Here is a 16,081-nt window from a genome sequence, read left to right on the forward strand (position 1 = left end):
TGAGGGAAGTCGGGGATGTTATTCTCTGCAATCCTAATCTCTAAGTGAGCGCATTTATTGGGAATTTCTGCTTTTTCCCTGCATTTTTTCTCCTTATTTTCTCCATAAAAAAACCGGGCGAACCCGGTTTAGCTGGCTATGTGCGTTCTGTTAGCCGGTTTGGCGAAGCCGCCACCCGGCACAACCCTCACCCGCGCGCCATCATCAGCTGACGCAGCGCCGCAAAATCTGCTGGCAGAGTGTGGGACAGCAGCGGCAGATCGGCGCGATCGGCCAGCTCTTTCGGCAACGGCAGCGATTCACCCAGGATCTCATCCACGCTCTCTTTGAACTTCGCCGGGTGCGCCGTTCCGAGGAACAGGCCGTACTCGCCCGGATTAAGCTGGTCGCGCAGCGCACGATAGGCAATCGCCGCGTGCGGCTCAGAGGTATACCCCACCGCTTTCAGCTCACGCATCGTCGCTTTGGTGGTGTCATCACTCACCGCCGCATAGCCGAGATCGCCCAGACGCCAGATCTTACGGCGGAACAGCTCTTCCACGCGCGGCCAGTTGTTCGGCTGGCTCACGTCCATCGCGTTAGAGAGCGTCGCCTGCGTCGCGTTTGGCGTCCACTTGCCATCCTTCAGGAAGCGTGGAACGGTGTCATTGGCGTTGGTCGCCGCGATAAAACGCTTCACCGGCAGGCCCAGGGATTTGGCCAGCAGCCCGGCGGTCAGATCGCCAAAGTTGCCGCTTGGGACAGAAATCACCAGCTGATTGCGGGCTTCCTGCGGCAGTTGCGATACCGCCTCGAAGTAGTAGCAAATCTGCGCCAGCAGACGGCTGATGTTGATTGAGTTCGCCGAGTTCAGCCCCAGCGCCACTTTCAGCTCTTCGTCGTCGAAGGCCTGTTTCACCAGCGCCTGACAGGCATCGAAATCGCCGTCGATGGCGACGGTTTCAATATTGCCGCCGAGGGTACAGAACAGTTTTTCCTGCAGCGGGCTGATTTTGCCCTGCGGATAGAGGATCACCACGCGCACGTTTTTCAGGCCGTAAAACGCGTGAGCCACCGCTGCACCAGTATCACCAGACGTCGCCGTCAGAATGGTGACCGGTTTGTCGCCGCTGATGTGCGTCAGCATCTGCGCCATAAAGCGCCCGCCGAAATCTTTAAACGCCAGCGTAGGGCCGTGGAACAGCTCCAGACAGCCGATGTCCGGCTCAACGGATTTCACCGGTGCCGGGAAGGCAAACGCATTGCGCACGCGCGCTTCCAGCAGTTCGTGAGGAATTTCATCGCCAATAAAGGCAGAGAGGATTTTCGCGCTGCGGCTGACGAAATCCTGCTTCAGCATGTCATCGACTTCCGTCAGGCTAAACTCCGGTAAATCATGCGGAAAAAACAGCCCCTGATTTTTGCCCAGCCCCTGAGTCACCGCCTGCGCGAAGCTCACCTGCTCGTTATGATCTTTAAGATTGTAGAGTTTCATCGTTTATCCCAGTACTCGTGCGCCTGCCGTGTCCAGACGGCAAATATGAACAAAGCCTTCCTGATTTTGCAGGTAATTTTTCGCCAGCCAGTCTTCCACGCGCTGCGCGGTGTCCGGCTTATCACAAAGGGCGAACAGCGTCGGGCCTGAGCCAGAAATACCGCACGCCTGCGCGCCGATATCCAGTGACGCCTCACGCGCTTCATTGAAGCCCGGCAGCAGTTTGGTGCGGTACGGCTCGGCAATCACATCTTTCATCAGCTTCGCGGCGAGCGCAGGCTGACGGGTATAGCAGGCGTGAATAAAGCCCGCCAGATGACGACCGTGCGCGATACAGTCCTGACGACGATACTGCGCAGGCAGAATTGCACGCGCTTCGGCGGTCGAAACTTTAATCCCCGGATAGGCCAGCACCCACAGCCACTCATCAAAGCCTGGCACCTGCTGGCTGATAATGCCGTTCTCTTCGATCATCAGCTGCATCCCGCCAAGGAAGCACGGCGCGACGTTATCATAGTGAATGCTGCCAGAGATGCGCCCTTCTAGTTCGCCCATCAGTGACAGCAGGCGGGTGTTGTTAAGCGGTTTGCCGCAGTGTTCGTTCATCGCCACCAGCGCGGCGACGACAGAACAGGCGCTGGAACCCAGCCCGGAGCCAATCGGCATACTTTTTTCAAGGGTCATGGCGACCGGCACGTTTTTACCGATCTCCTGACAGAAGCGTTCCCAGCACTGGTAGACAATATTCTCGCGCGGTTCTGGCGGCAGCTTGTTGGCGAAGCGGCCAATATTATTGAGGCTGAAACTGTCCGCCGCTTCAACGGTGACGGTATCACCCAGCAGCGAACCGTCGAGGGGCGTTACCGCCGCACCCAGCACATCAAATCCGACGCTCATATTAGCGCTGGAAGCCGGGGCATAAACTTTGACCATGTTAAACTCCTAACTTCCATGACAGGGTACGCAGCAGATCGGCAAACACGCCCGCCGCCGTCACATCATTCCCTGCGCCATAACCGCGCAGTACCAACGGTAATGGCTGATAATAGTGGCTGTAAAACGCCAGGGCGTTTTCGCCGTTTTTCACTTTAAAGAGCGGATCGTTCCCGTCCACTTCAGCAATCTTCACGCGGCACACGCCGTCGTCTTCGATGTTGCCAACATAGCGCAATACTTTGCCTTCATCACGGGCTTTTGCGATACGTGCCGCAAAGTCGTCATCGAGCTGCGCTAAGCGATCCATAAAAGTAGCGACATCGCCGCTGTCATCAAAACTTGCAGGCAGCACCGGCTCGATGACGATATCCGACAGCTCCAGCTCACGGCCGGTTTCACGGGCAAGGATCAGCAGCTTACGCGCGACATCCATGCCCGAGAGATCGTCACGCGGGTCTGGCTCGGTATAGCCCAGCTCACGCGCTTCACGGGTGGCTTCCGAGAGGCTCATCCCTTCATCCAGCTTGCCGAAAATAAACGACAGGGAACCGGAGAGAATGCCGGAGAAGCGCTGCAGTTCATCACCCGCGTTCAGCAAGTTTTGCAGGTTCTCAATGACCGGCAGCCCCGCACCGACGTTGGTGTCGTAGAGGAACTTACGGCGAGACTTGCTGGCCGCGGTGCGCAGCTGATGGTAGTAATCCATCGACGAGGTGTTGGCCTTTTTGTTCGGCGTCACCACGTGGAAACCTTCGCGCAGGAAGTCAGCATACTGATCGGCGACGGCCTGGTTTGAGGTACAGTCCACAATCACCGGATTAAGCAGGTGATACTCTTTCACCAGACGAATCAGGCGGCCAAGATTAAACGGCTCTTTCGCCTGCGCCAGTTCATCCTGCCAGCTTTCCAGATTCAGCCCGTGGACATTGGTCAGCAGCGCTCGGGAGTTCGCCACGCCGCAGACGCGCAGATCGATATGTTTGTTCTTCAGCCAGCCCTGCTGACGCTTCACCTGCTCCAGCAGCGCGCCGCCCACACCGCCGACGCCAATGACGAATACTTCGATCACCTGATCGGTGTTGAAGAGCATCTGGTGCGTGACACGCACCCCGGTGGTCGCGTCATCATTGCTCACCACAACCGAAATTGAGCGCTCGGAAGAGCCCTGGGCAATGGCCACGATGTTGATGTTGGCGCGTGCCAGCGCGGCAAAGAATTTGGCGGAGATCCCGCGCAGGGTGCGCATTCCGTCGCCGACGACCGAGATAATCGCCAGGCGTTCCTGGATCGACAGCGGTTCCAGCAGCTCTTCTTTCAGCTCCAGATAAAACTCATCTTCCAGCGCGCGACGCGCACGGCCACAATCCGCCTGCGGCACGCAGAAGCTGATGCTGTATTCAGAGGAGGACTGCGTGATGAGCACAACGGAGATACCGTTGCGCGACATCGCGGCAAACACACGTGCGGCCATGCCGACCATGCCTTTCATCCCCGGACCGGAGACGCTGAACATCGCCATGTTATTGAGGTTAGAGATGCCTTTGACCGGCAAATCGTCTTCATCATGGCTCGCGCCAATCAGCGTGCCTGGCGCCTGTGGGTTGCCGGTATTTTTGATGAGGCAAGGGATCTGGAACTGAGCAATCGGGGAGATGGTGCGTGGATGGAGGACTTTTGCGCCGAAATACGACAGCTCCATCGCTTCCTGATACGACATCGATTTCAGCAGCCTTGCGTCCGGCACCTGGCGCGGATCGCAGGTATAGACGCCGTCAACGTCAGTCCAGATTTCGCAGCAATCGGCGCGCAAACAAGCAGCCAGCACGGCGGCAGAGTAGTCGGAGCCGTTACGGCCTAGCACCACGAGTTCGCCCTTCTCGTTACCGGCAGTGAAGCCCGCCATCAGAATCATATGGTCAGCCGGGATTTTACTGGCAGCGATGCGACGGGTAGATTCGGCGATATCAACGGTGGATTCGAGGTAATGGCCCACCGCCAGCAGTTTTTCGACCGGGTCGATCACCGTGACATGGTGACCACGCGCTTCCAGCAGGCCCGCCATGATGGCGATTGAGAGTTTTTCACCGCGGCAAATCAGCGCCGCGTTGATGCCATCCGGGCATTGTCCCAGCAGGCTGATGCCGTGCAGGACATGTTTGATCTGTGCGAACTCTTGTTCCACTAAGGCTTTCAACCGGGCGAGCGGGAAGCCTGGCTGGATATCTGCCAGCCCCTGAAGCAGCTCGGTAAAAATGCGCTCGGCATCGCTGATGTTCGGGAGAGCATCCTGGCCACCGATGGTTTTTTCAATCATCGCCACCAGGTGGTTAGTAATTTTCGCCGGGGCAGAGAGCACGGTTGCCACCTGCCCCTGCCTGGCGTTGCTTTCCAGGATATCGGCAACGCGCAGAAAACGTTCTGCGTTTGCCACTGATGTACCGCCGAACTTCAAGACTCGCATGGTTTACCTCGTGATCTTTGGTCGAAAAAAAAGCCCGCACTGTTCAGGTGCGGGCTTTTTTCTGTTTTTCCTGTTACGCGTCAGCCCGCATCGTTACCTGTGGTAATGATGATGGTTGTTGTAATGGTGGTGGTGCTAACGCGATTCATGGATGTTGTGTGCTCTGTGTTGTTTTCTGTCTGTCCTGTATTCTTTTAGGGTTAAAGTATCCGGCACCTTAAGTCAATGAATTTTTAATTTGATCACAATTTGTAACCCTTTCACGACCCGCTGCTTGCGGTTTTATTTTTATCCGGATACGACCAGTTGCAACCCTTATAGACAGACGGTTAAGCCATACGAAAAACAAATGTCAGGTTTTTATTCTGCCAATTTTTTTTCGATATCGTGCAGCAATCGGTGCAACATTGCCGTGTCGCGCTGCTCAAGCAACCCCAGTCGCTGATGAAGCCAGTCCACCATTTTCTGATCGTCAGCCACCCCAAGCTGGGTTAAGAGCGAGTGCGTTCGCGCGCGCAACGCCAACAGCTGGTTTTCATCCCCGCCGTTCACGTCGGGCGCGGGAATTTGCATTAAAGATGCTAATTGATAGCAATAGACCATCACCGCCTGGCCGAGATTGAGGGACGGATAATCTGCCACCATCGGCACACCGGTCAGCACGTCTGCCAGCTCCAGCTCTTCATTGGTCAGGCCCGAATCTTCGCGGCCAAAAACCAGTGCCGCTTTGGTTAGCCACGTGCTTTTTTCCTCCAGCAGCGGCACCAGTTCGGTTGGCGTCGCGTAATAATGATACTTCGCCCGGCTGCGGGCGGTGGTCGCGACGGTGAAAGAAATGTCATGCAGCGCGTCGGCGAGTGTCGCGTAAGTGGTTATGTTATCGAGGATTTCACCCGATCCATGTGCAACCCAACGGGCGGCTGGCTCGAGGTGCGCCTCGCTGTCTACGATGCGCAAATCGGTGAATCCCATGGTCTTCATTGCCCGGGCGGCAGCGCCAATATTTTCTGCTCTTGCTGGCGAAACCAGCACTATCGATAAGTGCATTTTTGCTCTCTTTTTAATCAGTTAGCCGGTAAAAGTGTGACGCAGCTCAACATATTACGCAGCGCGAATTTACAAAATTGCAACACAAATCACCGAAATAGCGTTTCACCATGAATTAAAAGCGCTAAACTGTTCCGTAACGGAACTAGTGATTCAAATGTTAACAGACATTAGTTATCCGTATGTTTAATAATGATAATACTCGTATTGATTGGTTTTTCGAATTGGATTCGCGTTGTTTATTAATCAATATCTGCAACTAGTTGGTTTATTGAAAAATTGTGACAAAGGCTAGCAATCAGATACGATGATTTCATCAAACTGTTAACGTGCTACAATTGAACTTGATATATGTCAACGAAGCGTAGTTTTATTGGGTGTCCGGTGTCACTTAGCCTGTTATGTTGCTGTTAAAATGGTTAGGATGACAGCCGTTTTTGACACTGTCGGGTCCTGAGGGAAAGTGCCCACGACCAAGCTAATGATGTTGTTGACGTTGATGGAAAGTGCATCAAGAACGCAATTACGTACTTTAGTCACGTTAGGCCGATCATGTTAATTTGCGACATGTATCAGGCAGGTCAGGGACTTTTGTACTTCCTGTTTCGATTTAGTTGGCAATTTAGGTAGCAAACATGCAGACCCCGCACATTCTTATCGTTGAAGACGAGTTGGTAACACGCAACACGTTAAAGAGCATTTTCGAAGCAGAAGGCTACGATGTCTTTGAAGCGACCGATGGCGCAGAGATGCATCAGATCCTTTCTGAAAATGATATCAACCTGGTCATCATGGATATCAACCTGCCCGGGAAAAACGGCCTTCTTCTGGCACGCGAGCTGCGTGAACAGGCGAACGTGGCGTTAATGTTCCTGACAGGCCGTGATAACGAAGTTGATAAAATTCTTGGCCTGGAAATCGGCGCTGATGACTACATCACCAAGCCGTTTAATCCTCGCGAGTTAACCATTCGTGCACGCAACCTGCTGTCCCGCACCATGAATCTGGGTACGGTGAGTGAAGAGCGTCGTAGCGTAGACAGCTACAAATTCAACGGCTGGGAACTTGATATCAACAGCCGTTCGCTGGTTAGCCCGAACGGTGAACAGTACAAACTGCCGCGCAGTGAATTCCGCGCCATGCTGCACTTCTGCGAAAACCCGGGCAAAATTCAGTCCCGTGCAGAGCTGCTGAAGAAGATGACGGGCCGCGAGCTGAAGCCGCACGACCGTACTGTTGACGTGACGATCCGTCGCATTCGTAAACACTTCGAGTCTACGCCGGATACGCCAGAAATCATCGCCACTATCCATGGCGAAGGCTATCGTTTCTGCGGCGACTTGCAGGAATAATCCCGCTTTCAATGCAGTAAAAACGGCGCTTAACGCGCCGTTTTTTTATTTCCAGATCCGTAACGAATCCGGGTTCTCTTCACTTTTCGGCATACTGCGCTTCACCTGTGTGAGCGAGTACCAGTCAAAGTGCCGCGTCAGATACATCACCGCAAACAGCGCTATCGCCAGCACGCCCGACCCCAGCAGCAGCGCGCTGTCTTCCGAACGCAGCAGGAACCACATCACACCGTCCAGGCCTAACAGCGCCACGACAAACACCGCGCTTCGCTTCCAGCCCTTCAGCACCGCCTGCAGATAAACCCCATTCATCAGCGCCCCGACCAGGCTTGCGATAATCCAGGCAGGGGTAAAGCCCACATGTTCTGACAACGCCAGCAGTACCAGGTAGAACAGCACCAGCGACAGCCCCACCAGCAGATACTGCATCGGGTGCAGACGAAGGTGAGAGAGCGTTTCGTAGACAAAGAAAGCCATAAACGTCAGCGCAATCAACAGAATGGCATATTTAATGGCGCGGTCAGTTAACTGATACTGATCGGCAGGCGTCGCCACCGTCACGCTAAAGGCTGGAACGTCACGAAACGAAGGCGTTTCACTCGCGCTGAACACGCTTTCAAGATTGTTCGCAAACCAGCTGCTTTGCCAGTGGGCCTGAAATCCTGAGGCGCTGATTTCGCGCTTCGACGGTAAGTAATCGCCCATAAAACCAGGGTGCGGCCAGTTGCTGCGCAGTGTCAGCTCGCTGTTACGCCCGACCGGCACGACGGAGAAACTGCCCGTCCCATTGAGATTTAACGCCATCTCCAGTTCGATGTTTTTTGCATTAAGCGTCTCCCACGTCAGCGGAATGTGAATCCCCGCCTGCTCCCCCAGGATGCCGGAACCCGGCTCTACGGTCATGGTTTCGCCGTTCACTTTCGACACGTTCACCGCGCCGATCCCACGCGCATCACCGACGCCAACGGCCACAAACGGCTGGCCCAGCGTGATGGTTTCCCCTTTGAGCTGGTCCAGCTTATCCGTATTAAATTGCGCTTTCAGTTTCAGATCAGTGCTCCAGATCTGCCCATCGTAGATGCCGATGCTTCGGGATTCGACCTGCTGATTGCCATCAATCACCAGCGATTCCGGCAGCAAGAAGTGCAGGAAACTGCGCTTATGCTCAACCTGAACCTTATCTTCAATCGTGTAATAAATTTCCGTTACCGGAATCGCGATTAACGGGCCGGTGAGCTGCTGCGGGCCGCTGGTGCTTTGGCGCAGCGTATCTTCGACGTCATCGCGATAGCTGGCACGCTCCGAAATCAGGTTGCTTACCATAAACAGCGGAACTAACAGCAGCAGGATGCACCCCATCAGGGTGCTAACTTTCCAGAACAGGGGGGATTTTTTCATTGCCTTCTCCTTAGTAATGGAGAGAGCGTAACGTGGCTATGTGCGCGGAATTTGAAGTTATGTGAAGGGACGGTGAAGTGCCAAAATAGCCTCGACGCCACCCGCTTCGCGATTGCGAAGTTGAATATCGCCGTGATGCAGACGCGCCACCTCCTGCACAAACGCCAGCCCAAGGCCGCTGCTCTTCAGGCCCGTTTCGCGCGGAAGAGAATAAAAGCGCTCAAAGATGCGGGCCAGGGCGTAATCCGGAATACCGCTGCCGCTGTCGGTCACTTTCAGCAGGATCTGCTTGTGCGCCGCTTCGGCGGTGAGCGTGATGCTCCCGCCATGCGGCGTAAAGTCGATGGCGTTATCCAGCAGGTTGCCCAGCGCCTGCTCCAGCAAATCCGCGTCGCCCTCGACCGTCGGCACGTCGACCTGGGAACTCAGGTGGATATTTTTTGCCGCCAGCAGCGTTGCGCGCGCGTCGCTGATGCGCGTAAACAGCGCAGTAATATTGACGGTGCCGGGGATAATTTCCACGCGGTTTTCCAGTTTCGCCTGCTCCAGCAGCTTTTCGACCAGCGACTGCATCCGCGCGTTCTGCACCAGGATATTGTCGATAAACCGCGCGGCTACCGGCGGTGGCGGCTGCTCTGACAGGATCTCCGCCGCGCCGCGAATCGCCGCCAGCGGGCTTTTCAGCTCATGGGTCAGAGCGTGAACGTAATGCTCAATATAATTTTTGCCTTCGAGGCGGATACGCATGTTTTCCAGCGCCTGCGCCAGCTTGCGCAACTCGCTGCTGCCCGGATCGGGCAACGGCAGCGGCGTCTCGTGGGTCACAGAATCCGCGTAGCGCGACAGGGAGCTGATGGAACGGTTGATCCACCACGCCACAATCAGCCCTATCAGCAGGGCTATCCCCAGCAGCGCGCCGCCCGCCCAAAGAATGCGCCGCTCGCTGCGGTGGATCACCGGCGCCATAGCGCTGTTCGGTTTCCCCACCGACAGCACGCCGATGATTTTTCCCCGATCAACAATGGGTGCCGCCACGTACATCACGGTGCTCTCAGGGTCGTTGGGATCGTCCTGGGTACTGCGCGCGCCGTACTGTCCGCGCAGGGTGCGCCAGACATCATTCCAGCGCGAATAATCCTCTCCCAGCCCTTTTCCGGTGGAATCAAACACCACTTTGCCCTGCGCGTCGGTCATGTAGACGTGATATTCGTTGCGCACTTTGTAAATGCCGCCAATGTTGGCGCGAAACGGGCGTTGATGCAGCTGCGAGAAGGCCTGCGCAACTCTGCCGTTTTGGGGATCATTCGCCAGCAGATCGTCGCGCCCCACTTCCGCCAGCAGCGTGGCGGTATCAATCAGTGTCCCCTCGGTAGCCCTGCGTACGCCGGGTTTCACCTCCTGCACAAAGATCGACAGCACAAACCAGGCGGCGATTGCGACAATCAGGAAATAGCCCAGCAGCAGCCGCATGCCGATGCGCATTACGACAGCCCCAGGCTGTAGCCCATGCCGCGATGGGTGCTGATGGGCGAAAGGTCCGCATTCACGGCGCGCAGTTTGGCGCGCAGGGTTTTGATATGGGTATCCACGGTGCGATCGAAGCTGTCGCCATCCTCGCCCCAGACTTTGTCCATCAGCTGCTGGCGGGAAAATACTCGGCCAGGCGCGTGGAGCAAGGTCTTAAGCAGCAAAAATTCGTAGCGCGTTAAAAGTAATGCTTCGCCGCACCAGCTGATCTGCGCGGCGGGTTCGTTGAGTTCAAACTGCCCGATGCGCAGGATCTCCGAAGGCAACGCCGATTTCTGCATCCGTCGCAAAATGGTCCGCACCCGGGCGCACACTTCGCGCGGCGAGAAGGGTTTGGCGACGTAATCATCGGCCCCCATTTCGAGGCCCAGCAGTTTATCCACCTCATCGCTGCGAGCCGTGAGGAACAGCACCGGCAGCGACGGATGTTGCGCCAGCAGCTGACGACACAGCTCGAAACCGCTGATATCCGGCAGACCCACATCCAGAATCGCGAGCGCAGGCGCCTGACGCCGCGCCTCTTCGAGCGCAGGCAGCCCGCGTTCGAAGGACTTCACCGCAAAGCCTTCCTGCGAAAGCATGTAGATTAGCGTCTCGGCGATGCTGATTTCGTCTTCCACCAGCCAAATCAACGGTTGCTGCATCCTGTGCCCCTGAGTTAGCGCCACGGCATGATCGGCACGGCGCTCAGTGCGTTTTTCGGCGATCCCTCAACCACTTTATCGGAGTACGCGAGGTACGCCAGCGTGTTTCGTTTTGCATCATAGAAACGCACGACCTGCAGTTTTTTGAACACCAGCGAAGTGCGTTTCTGGAACACCACATCGCCCTGCGCTTTGCCGTTTTTAATTTTGTCGCTCAGCTCCACCGGCCCCACCTGCTGACAAGAGATCGCCGCATCGGCCGTATCTTCGGCCAGCCCCAGCCCCCCTTTGATCCCGCCCGTTTTCGCGCGGCTGATATAGCAGGTGACGTTCTTCACATCGGGATCGTCAAAGGCTTCGACCACGATTTTATGGTCCGGGCCAAAGATTTTAAACACGGTATCGACGGAGCCAACTTCTTCGGCCAGCGCGTTACGACCCACTAACAGCATCAGAGCGGTGAAGATCAATGTCTTGTATTTCATATTGTTACCATTCTTTAAAATTGCATTGAGCGATTATTCAACAAACAGGATAAAAATGTAGCAAGATCACAGGATTAGCAATTTGATGCCCATAATGTGCGGCAAAAAGCATTAATGCGCAAAAAAAACACTGAATGCTAAAACATCAAAAAATGCTATTATCCGCTACCCTGTTATCAGGCACCTGCTGTTTTAAGGATGAGGATAGTATATGGATCAGGCTGGAATTATTCGCGATCTGCTTACCTGGCTAGAAGGTCATCTGGACCAGCCTTTGTCACTGGATAATGTGGCGGCAAAAGCAGGTTATTCCAAGTGGCATTTGCAAAGGATGTTCAAGGATGTCACCGGTCATGCTATCGGTGCCTATATTCGTGCACGTCGTCTCTCAAAATCGGCGGTGGCCTTGCGCCTGACAGCGCGTCCGATTCTGGATATTGCGCTGCAATACCGTTTTGACTCGCAGCAGACCTTTACCCGCGCCTTCAAAAAACAGTTTTCGCTGACGCCTGCGCTCTATCGTCGTTCACCCGACTGGAGTTCGTTTGGCATGCGCCCGCCGCTGCGTCTGGGTGAATTTGCGATGCCAAAATACGAATTCGTCACCCTACCAGAGACGCACCTGATTGGCACGACGCAAAGCTACTCCTGTTCACTGGAACAGATTTCTGAATTCCGTCATCAGATGCGCACCCAGTTCTGGCGCGATTTCCTGAGCCACGCCCCGGCGATCCCGCCGTTGCTGTATGGCCTGAACGAAACGCACCCAAGCCAGGAAAAGGACGACGAGCAGGAAGTGTTCTACACCACCGCGCTCACGCCTGAGATGGCCAATGGCTATATTCAGGGTTCGAAGCCGGTCGTGCTGGAAGGCGGTGAATACGTGATGTTCAACTATGAAGGGCTGGGAACGGGTGTTCAGGAGTTTATCCTGACCGTTTACGGTACCTGCATGCCGATGCTGAATCTGAACCGCCGTAAAGGTCAGGACATTGAGCGCTACTATCCGGCCAGCGATGCTAAACCGGATGAAGGCCCAATCAATCTGCGTATGGAATTCTTAATTCCTATTCGCCGCTAACGCTGCAGTTCATCCAGCGCAGGGGCGTCCAGATGCGAGATGTCCCCTGCCATTTCCACCACCCAACCAGACGCCAGCCACGGGCTTTCCTGATAGTCGATGCGGGAAATAGAGCAGTTGCGCAGACGCAAACGGCGCTCGGCATAGGCCGGCAGCCCAAGAATGGTGCTCACCAGGCAGCCCAATGCGATACCGTGGCTCACCAGCAGCGGTCGGCTACCTGCCGGTAGCTTGAGGCAATCTGCCAGTGCCGCCTGAACGCGCACGCTCAGCTCCTGCATGGACTCCCCCTCAGGAATACGGCCATCTTCGGTGCCGTTGACCAGCGTACGACGCCAGCCCTCTTCCTGCTCCGTCAGAGAATCCACATGACGTTTTTCCAGCACGCCCATGTCGAGCTCACGCAGGCGAGGATCGAGGATAATGTCGCACCCGCAGGCCTCAGCGATAATGCGCGCCGTTTGCTGCGTGCGCCCTAAATCGCTGGCGATAATGTGCGTGATGCCCAGGGTTCTGGCGCGCTCCGCAACCTGCCATGCTTGTTGCTCACCTTTGGCGGTGAGAGGACTGTCTGACTGGCCTTGAATACGTCGCTCGGCGTTCCACTGCGTTTCACCGTGGCGAACAAGGTAAACCTGTAACATGTTTTTTTCCGTTATACTGCGATGAGTTTTTTTTCGAATCGAGCTTAATTATGCACCATGTTGTCTCTGCTACCACTAATCCTGCCAAAATTCAGGCAATTCTAAGGGCATTTGAAGAGATCTTCGGCGAAGGATCCTGCCATATCGACGCCGTCGGCGTCGAGAGCGGCGTCCCTGAACAACCTTTCGGAAGCGAGGAAACGCGCGCTGGCGCACGAAATCGCGTCGTGAATGCGAAAGCTCTGCGCCCGCAGGCCGATTTTTGGGTCGCGATTGAAGCGGGAATTGACGAAGGGGCAACCTTTAGCTGGGTGGTGATTGAGAGCCGCGAGCAGCGCGGAGAATCCCGTTCAGCGACGTTGCCTTTACCGGCTACCATTCTGGAAAAAGTGCGGGCGGGAGAAGCGCTCGGACCAGTGATGTCGCACTACACCGGCATCGACGAGATTGGCCGCAAAGAGGGTGCCATCGGCGTGTTTACCGCCGGGACGCTGACGCGTTCGAGCGTTTACCATCAGGCAGTGGTGCTGGCGTTAAGCCCGTTTCATAACGCGGTTTACCGTTAAAACACCACGAAGAGAGCTGATCTTTTGCAGGTCTGATAAGCGCAACGCCATCAGGCCTGCAATTGCACTCTTTCCCGATTACAGGAAATCCCCTCAGGCATTTTTCAGCAGAACTTCCTCAAGCCACTGGCGCAGCTCTACCGGGGCTGATTTCAGGCTGTTCGAACCACGGGTAATCGTAGCAATCCCCGCCCCCAGCTCATTCTTCAGCTCACGCTGGCTCATCTCACCCCGCAGCAACTCTTCAATAATGCGCACGCGCGTCCCTAGCGCTTCGCGCTCGTCGGGCGTCAGGATCAGCTGCATCAGAGGCAGATGCAGATCTTTCTCGTAGGACTGGCGAAGCAGCTCCACAAAACGAAGCCACTCCTGGTTGCGCTGTTCGGCCATCGCCGATGAATAAGGGGAATGCTGGGTCATGTTATGCCGCCGTTTGTACTCTTAGACGAGTACAAGCATAACACAACCCATCCGGATTAATACTTTCTCTGCCACTCCGCGTCGCTCATCAGGGTATCTTTCTGCCCCATGAAGTAGCGGTAGTAGGCGTCATAGGCCAGCACATTCTTCACATAACCGCGCGTTTCGGAGAACGGAATGCTCTCGATAAACGCCACCGCGTCGATGCGCCCGGCGCTGTTGCCAAGCCAGGTGCGCACACGCCCAGGCCCTGCGTTATACGCCGCCGAAGAGAAGATGCGGTTATTGCCGAACTGCTGATACACATACTGTAAATAGCTGGTGCCGATGTTGATGTTGGTATCCGGATCCAGCAGCTGTGACGGGCTGCTGTAGCCTGGAATATTAAACATCTTCACCGTATGCGTGGCGGTGCCCGGCATAATTTGCATCAGGCCACTGGCCCCCACCGGCGAGCGCACTTTCGGGTTCCAGGCACTCTCCTGACGGGCAATCGCCATCGCATAGCTCTGCGGGATATCTTTGCCGCTGGTGTAGCGATCAAACAGATCGTTGTAGGCCAGCGGGAAACGCTCTTCCAGATGATCCCACAGTTTCCCGGCGATCGTCGCCTGCACGCTCAGATCCCACCAGCGGTTATCGAACGCATAACGCGCCAGCTGGGCTTTTTCGTCAGTCGTGCGGCTGGTCACCAGGTTGGCCCACTCGCTGCGCGCGGTGTTATCCATGCTCCAGTACATCAGCTCGCGCACGCGCGCCATTTCCGGTCCCTGCGTCAGGGCTGGATTGGCATTTGTCGGGGCTTTGTCGATCTTCAGCGTGTACTCTTCGCCCAGACGCTGCGCCGCCGCCATCGGATAGAAACCGCGCTGCTGCATTAGAGAGTGGAGGATCTCTTTCGCTTCGTCATCACGCCCGCGCTCCATCAGCAAATCGGCCTGCCAGTAACGCCACTCGTCTTTTTCTTTCGCATCCATCGGCAAGCGGGAGAGCCAGGTGTTTAGACCACGGCGATCGCCGGTTCCGAGCGCCATACGCACACGGCGTTCAACCAGCGAGGTCGAGTTTGAGCGCATGATCGCATCGTCACGCCAGCGCGCCTGTTCGTCGGTCACATCGGTGCCCATCAGACGCCACGCGACGATATCGCGCAGCTCCTGGGTTTGATCGTCGTTGAGCTGCTGCGCCTGCACCAGCTGCGGGATCATCAGCCGTGCGTTTTCCACATCGTCACGCGCCACGCTGGTAAAGGCCACCGCCGCCATCTGGCGGGTGAAATCGGTCGCGCCCGTCGAGCGAGCAAACGTCAGCACAGAATTGGGATCGTTGGCGAGCTGAAGAACCGCTGTGGAAATGGTCTGGTAATCGGAGGGCATCTGCCCGGCCAGCGTGGTCACGAGACGCGTGTTGCCTGCTTTCATCGCCAGGCGAATACGTTCGAGATAGGCCAGCGGATCTTGCTGACCCGATGCGCGCCAGGCGCCAAACAGCGAGTCACAGGCGTTTGGCAGATTTTTGCCTGTCAGCCACAGATCTTTCGCCCCGCTCCAGGCTTCCTGCTGCTGCCCGGTCGCCCATTTGGCGTAATAGAAATTACACTGCGCTTCGGTGGTGCCCGGTTTTTCCGGGCTGAACGCCAGCAGACCGCGCCAGTCTTCACGACGCGCCAGCTCGTTCACAAAGCGCGATTGCAGAGTGCGGGCGGGCGGTAGCGTCGGATTCGCCTGGATAAAATTCGCGACGGTGAGGGTCGGCTGGTTCATGAGATCGTCGGTGATCTGGCGGTATTCCAGATACGGATAGAGCGGATACTCTTTCAGCGTCGGCATCAGTGCCTGCACGGTATCCATCTGCTTACTGTCCCACGCCTGTTTGATTTGCGCATAGCGGTTACGCTGTTCATCCAGTGAATCGGCATGCGCTGCGTGGCTTATCGTCATCACGCATACGCTGGCAGCCAGCAGACGCCAGACCACCTGTTTGGCTTTTTCCACAAGCTCTTCCTCATTTTGTTGAATACCGTTGCGGCGTCGTGCCACATAAAAA

16 protein-coding genes and 1 other annotated feature are annotated in these 16,081 nt (G+C 55.9%); of the genes, 3 read left to right on the top strand and 13 right to left on the bottom strand.

Features of this window, described 5'->3' with window-relative positions; all coding sequences use genetic code 11:
* Positions 1–187: 187 nt before the first annotated feature.
* From thrC to yjjY, 6 genes are all read right to left on the bottom strand, one after another.
* Positions 188–1,474: a threonine synthase gene (gene thrC, locus F153LOC_RS10650; protein WP_102104558.1), complete on the bottom strand. Its 1,287-nt coding sequence runs from the start codon at positions 1,472–1,474 to the stop codon at positions 188–190.
* A 3-nt stretch (positions 1,475–1,477) separates the two neighbouring features.
* Positions 1,478–2,407 (bottom strand): homoserine kinase, encoded by a 930-nt coding sequence (gene thrB, locus F153LOC_RS10655; protein ID WP_102104557.1) that lies wholly within the window; start codon positions 2,405–2,407, stop codon positions 1,478–1,480.
* A 1-nt stretch (position 2,408) separates the two neighbouring features.
* The gene (gene thrA / locus F153LOC_RS10660; RefSeq protein WP_102104556.1) at positions 2,409–4,871 is read right to left on the bottom strand and encodes a bifunctional aspartate kinase/homoserine dehydrogenase I; all 2,463 of its coding nucleotides are present in this window, start codon (positions 4,869–4,871) and stop codon (positions 2,409–2,411) included.
* A gap of 23 nt (positions 4,872–4,894) precedes the next feature.
* Positions 4,895–5,013 (bottom strand) — a sequence feature (Thr leader region).
* On the bottom strand, positions 4,952–5,020 hold the full coding sequence (gene thrL / locus F153LOC_RS21525) for a thr operon leader peptide (RefSeq protein WP_107704209.1): 69 nt from the start codon (positions 5,018–5,020) through the stop codon (positions 4,952–4,954). Its footprint overlaps the feature before it by 62 nt.
* Positions 5,021–5,231: 211 nt before the next feature.
* Entirely contained in the window at positions 5,232–5,918 is a 687-nt protein-coding gene (locus F153LOC_RS10670; RefSeq protein WP_102104555.1) for a tRNA/rRNA methyltransferase, read from the bottom strand.
* A 399-nt stretch (positions 5,919–6,317) separates the two neighbouring features.
* A complete protein-coding gene (yjjY, locus tag F153LOC_RS10675) occupies positions 6,318–6,458 on the bottom strand; it encodes a protein YjjY (protein ID WP_001303782.1) in 141 nt (46 codons plus the stop codon).
* Between the two features lie 95 nt (positions 6,459–6,553).
* Between yjjY and arcA the strand changes: the two genes are divergently transcribed.
* Entirely contained in the window at positions 6,554–7,270 is a 717-nt protein-coding gene (arcA, locus tag F153LOC_RS10680; RefSeq protein ID WP_006174002.1) for a two-component system response regulator ArcA, read from the top strand.
* A 45-nt stretch (positions 7,271–7,315) separates the two neighbouring features.
* Here arcA and creD read toward each other — a convergent pair whose 3' ends face one another.
* The 4 genes from creD to creA are packed head-to-tail and all read right to left on the bottom strand — an operon-like array spanning position 7,316 to position 11,324.
* Entirely contained in the window at positions 7,316–8,668 is a 1,353-nt protein-coding gene (gene creD, locus F153LOC_RS10685) for a cell envelope integrity protein CreD (RefSeq protein ID WP_102104554.1), read from the bottom strand.
* Between the two features lie 57 nt (positions 8,669–8,725).
* Positions 8,726–10,150: a two-component system sensor histidine kinase CreC gene (gene creC / locus F153LOC_RS10690; RefSeq protein ID WP_102104553.1), complete on the bottom strand. Its 1,425-nt coding sequence runs from the start codon at positions 10,148–10,150 to the stop codon at positions 8,726–8,728.
* Complete coding sequence (creB, locus tag F153LOC_RS10695) at positions 10,150–10,839, bottom strand: two-component system response regulator CreB (protein ID WP_100777715.1); 690 nt, start codon at positions 10,837–10,839, stop codon at positions 10,150–10,152. Before creB ends, creC begins: the two co-directional genes overlap by 1 nt.
* Before the next feature lie 14 nt (positions 10,840–10,853).
* Entirely contained in the window at positions 10,854–11,324 is a 471-nt protein-coding gene (gene creA / locus F153LOC_RS10700; RefSeq protein WP_100777716.1) for a protein CreA, read from the bottom strand.
* Between the two features lie 211 nt (positions 11,325–11,535).
* Here creA and robA point away from each other — a divergent pair, with 211 nt between their 5' ends.
* Positions 11,536–12,405: an MDR efflux pump AcrAB transcriptional activator RobA gene (robA, locus tag F153LOC_RS10705; RefSeq protein WP_100777717.1), complete on the top strand. Its 870-nt coding sequence runs from the start codon at positions 11,536–11,538 to the stop codon at positions 12,403–12,405.
* Here the strand turns inward: robA and gpmB are convergent.
* Entirely contained in the window at positions 12,402–13,049 is a 648-nt protein-coding gene (gpmB, locus tag F153LOC_RS10710) for a 2,3-diphosphoglycerate-dependent phosphoglycerate mutase GpmB (RefSeq protein ID WP_100777718.1), read from the bottom strand. The two genes, robA and gpmB, sit on opposite strands and share 4 nt — an antisense overlap.
* 50 nt (positions 13,050–13,099) lie before the next feature.
* Here gpmB and yjjX point away from each other — a divergent pair, with 50 nt between their 5' ends.
* Positions 13,100–13,615: an inosine/xanthosine triphosphatase gene (gene yjjX / locus F153LOC_RS10715; protein ID WP_100777719.1), complete on the top strand. Its 516-nt coding sequence runs from the start codon at positions 13,100–13,102 to the stop codon at positions 13,613–13,615.
* A gap of 93 nt (positions 13,616–13,708) precedes the next feature.
* On the opposite strand, the gene trpR is transcribed toward yjjX, so the two are convergent.
* Positions 13,709–14,035, bottom strand: coding sequence for a trp operon repressor (gene trpR / locus F153LOC_RS10720; protein ID WP_100777720.1), 327 nt, complete (start codon positions 14,033–14,035; stop codon positions 13,709–13,711).
* A 56-nt stretch (positions 14,036–14,091) separates the two neighbouring features.
* A complete protein-coding gene (gene sltY, locus F153LOC_RS10725; protein WP_102104552.1) occupies positions 14,092–16,029 on the bottom strand; it encodes a murein transglycosylase in 1,938 nt (645 codons plus the stop codon).
* Positions 16,030–16,081: the final 52 nt, after the last annotated feature.

It is taken from the genome of Lelliottia sp. F153, assembly GCF_002870005.1.
Lineage (GTDB): Bacteria > Pseudomonadota > Gammaproteobacteria > Enterobacterales > Enterobacteriaceae > Enterobacter > Enterobacter nimipressuralis.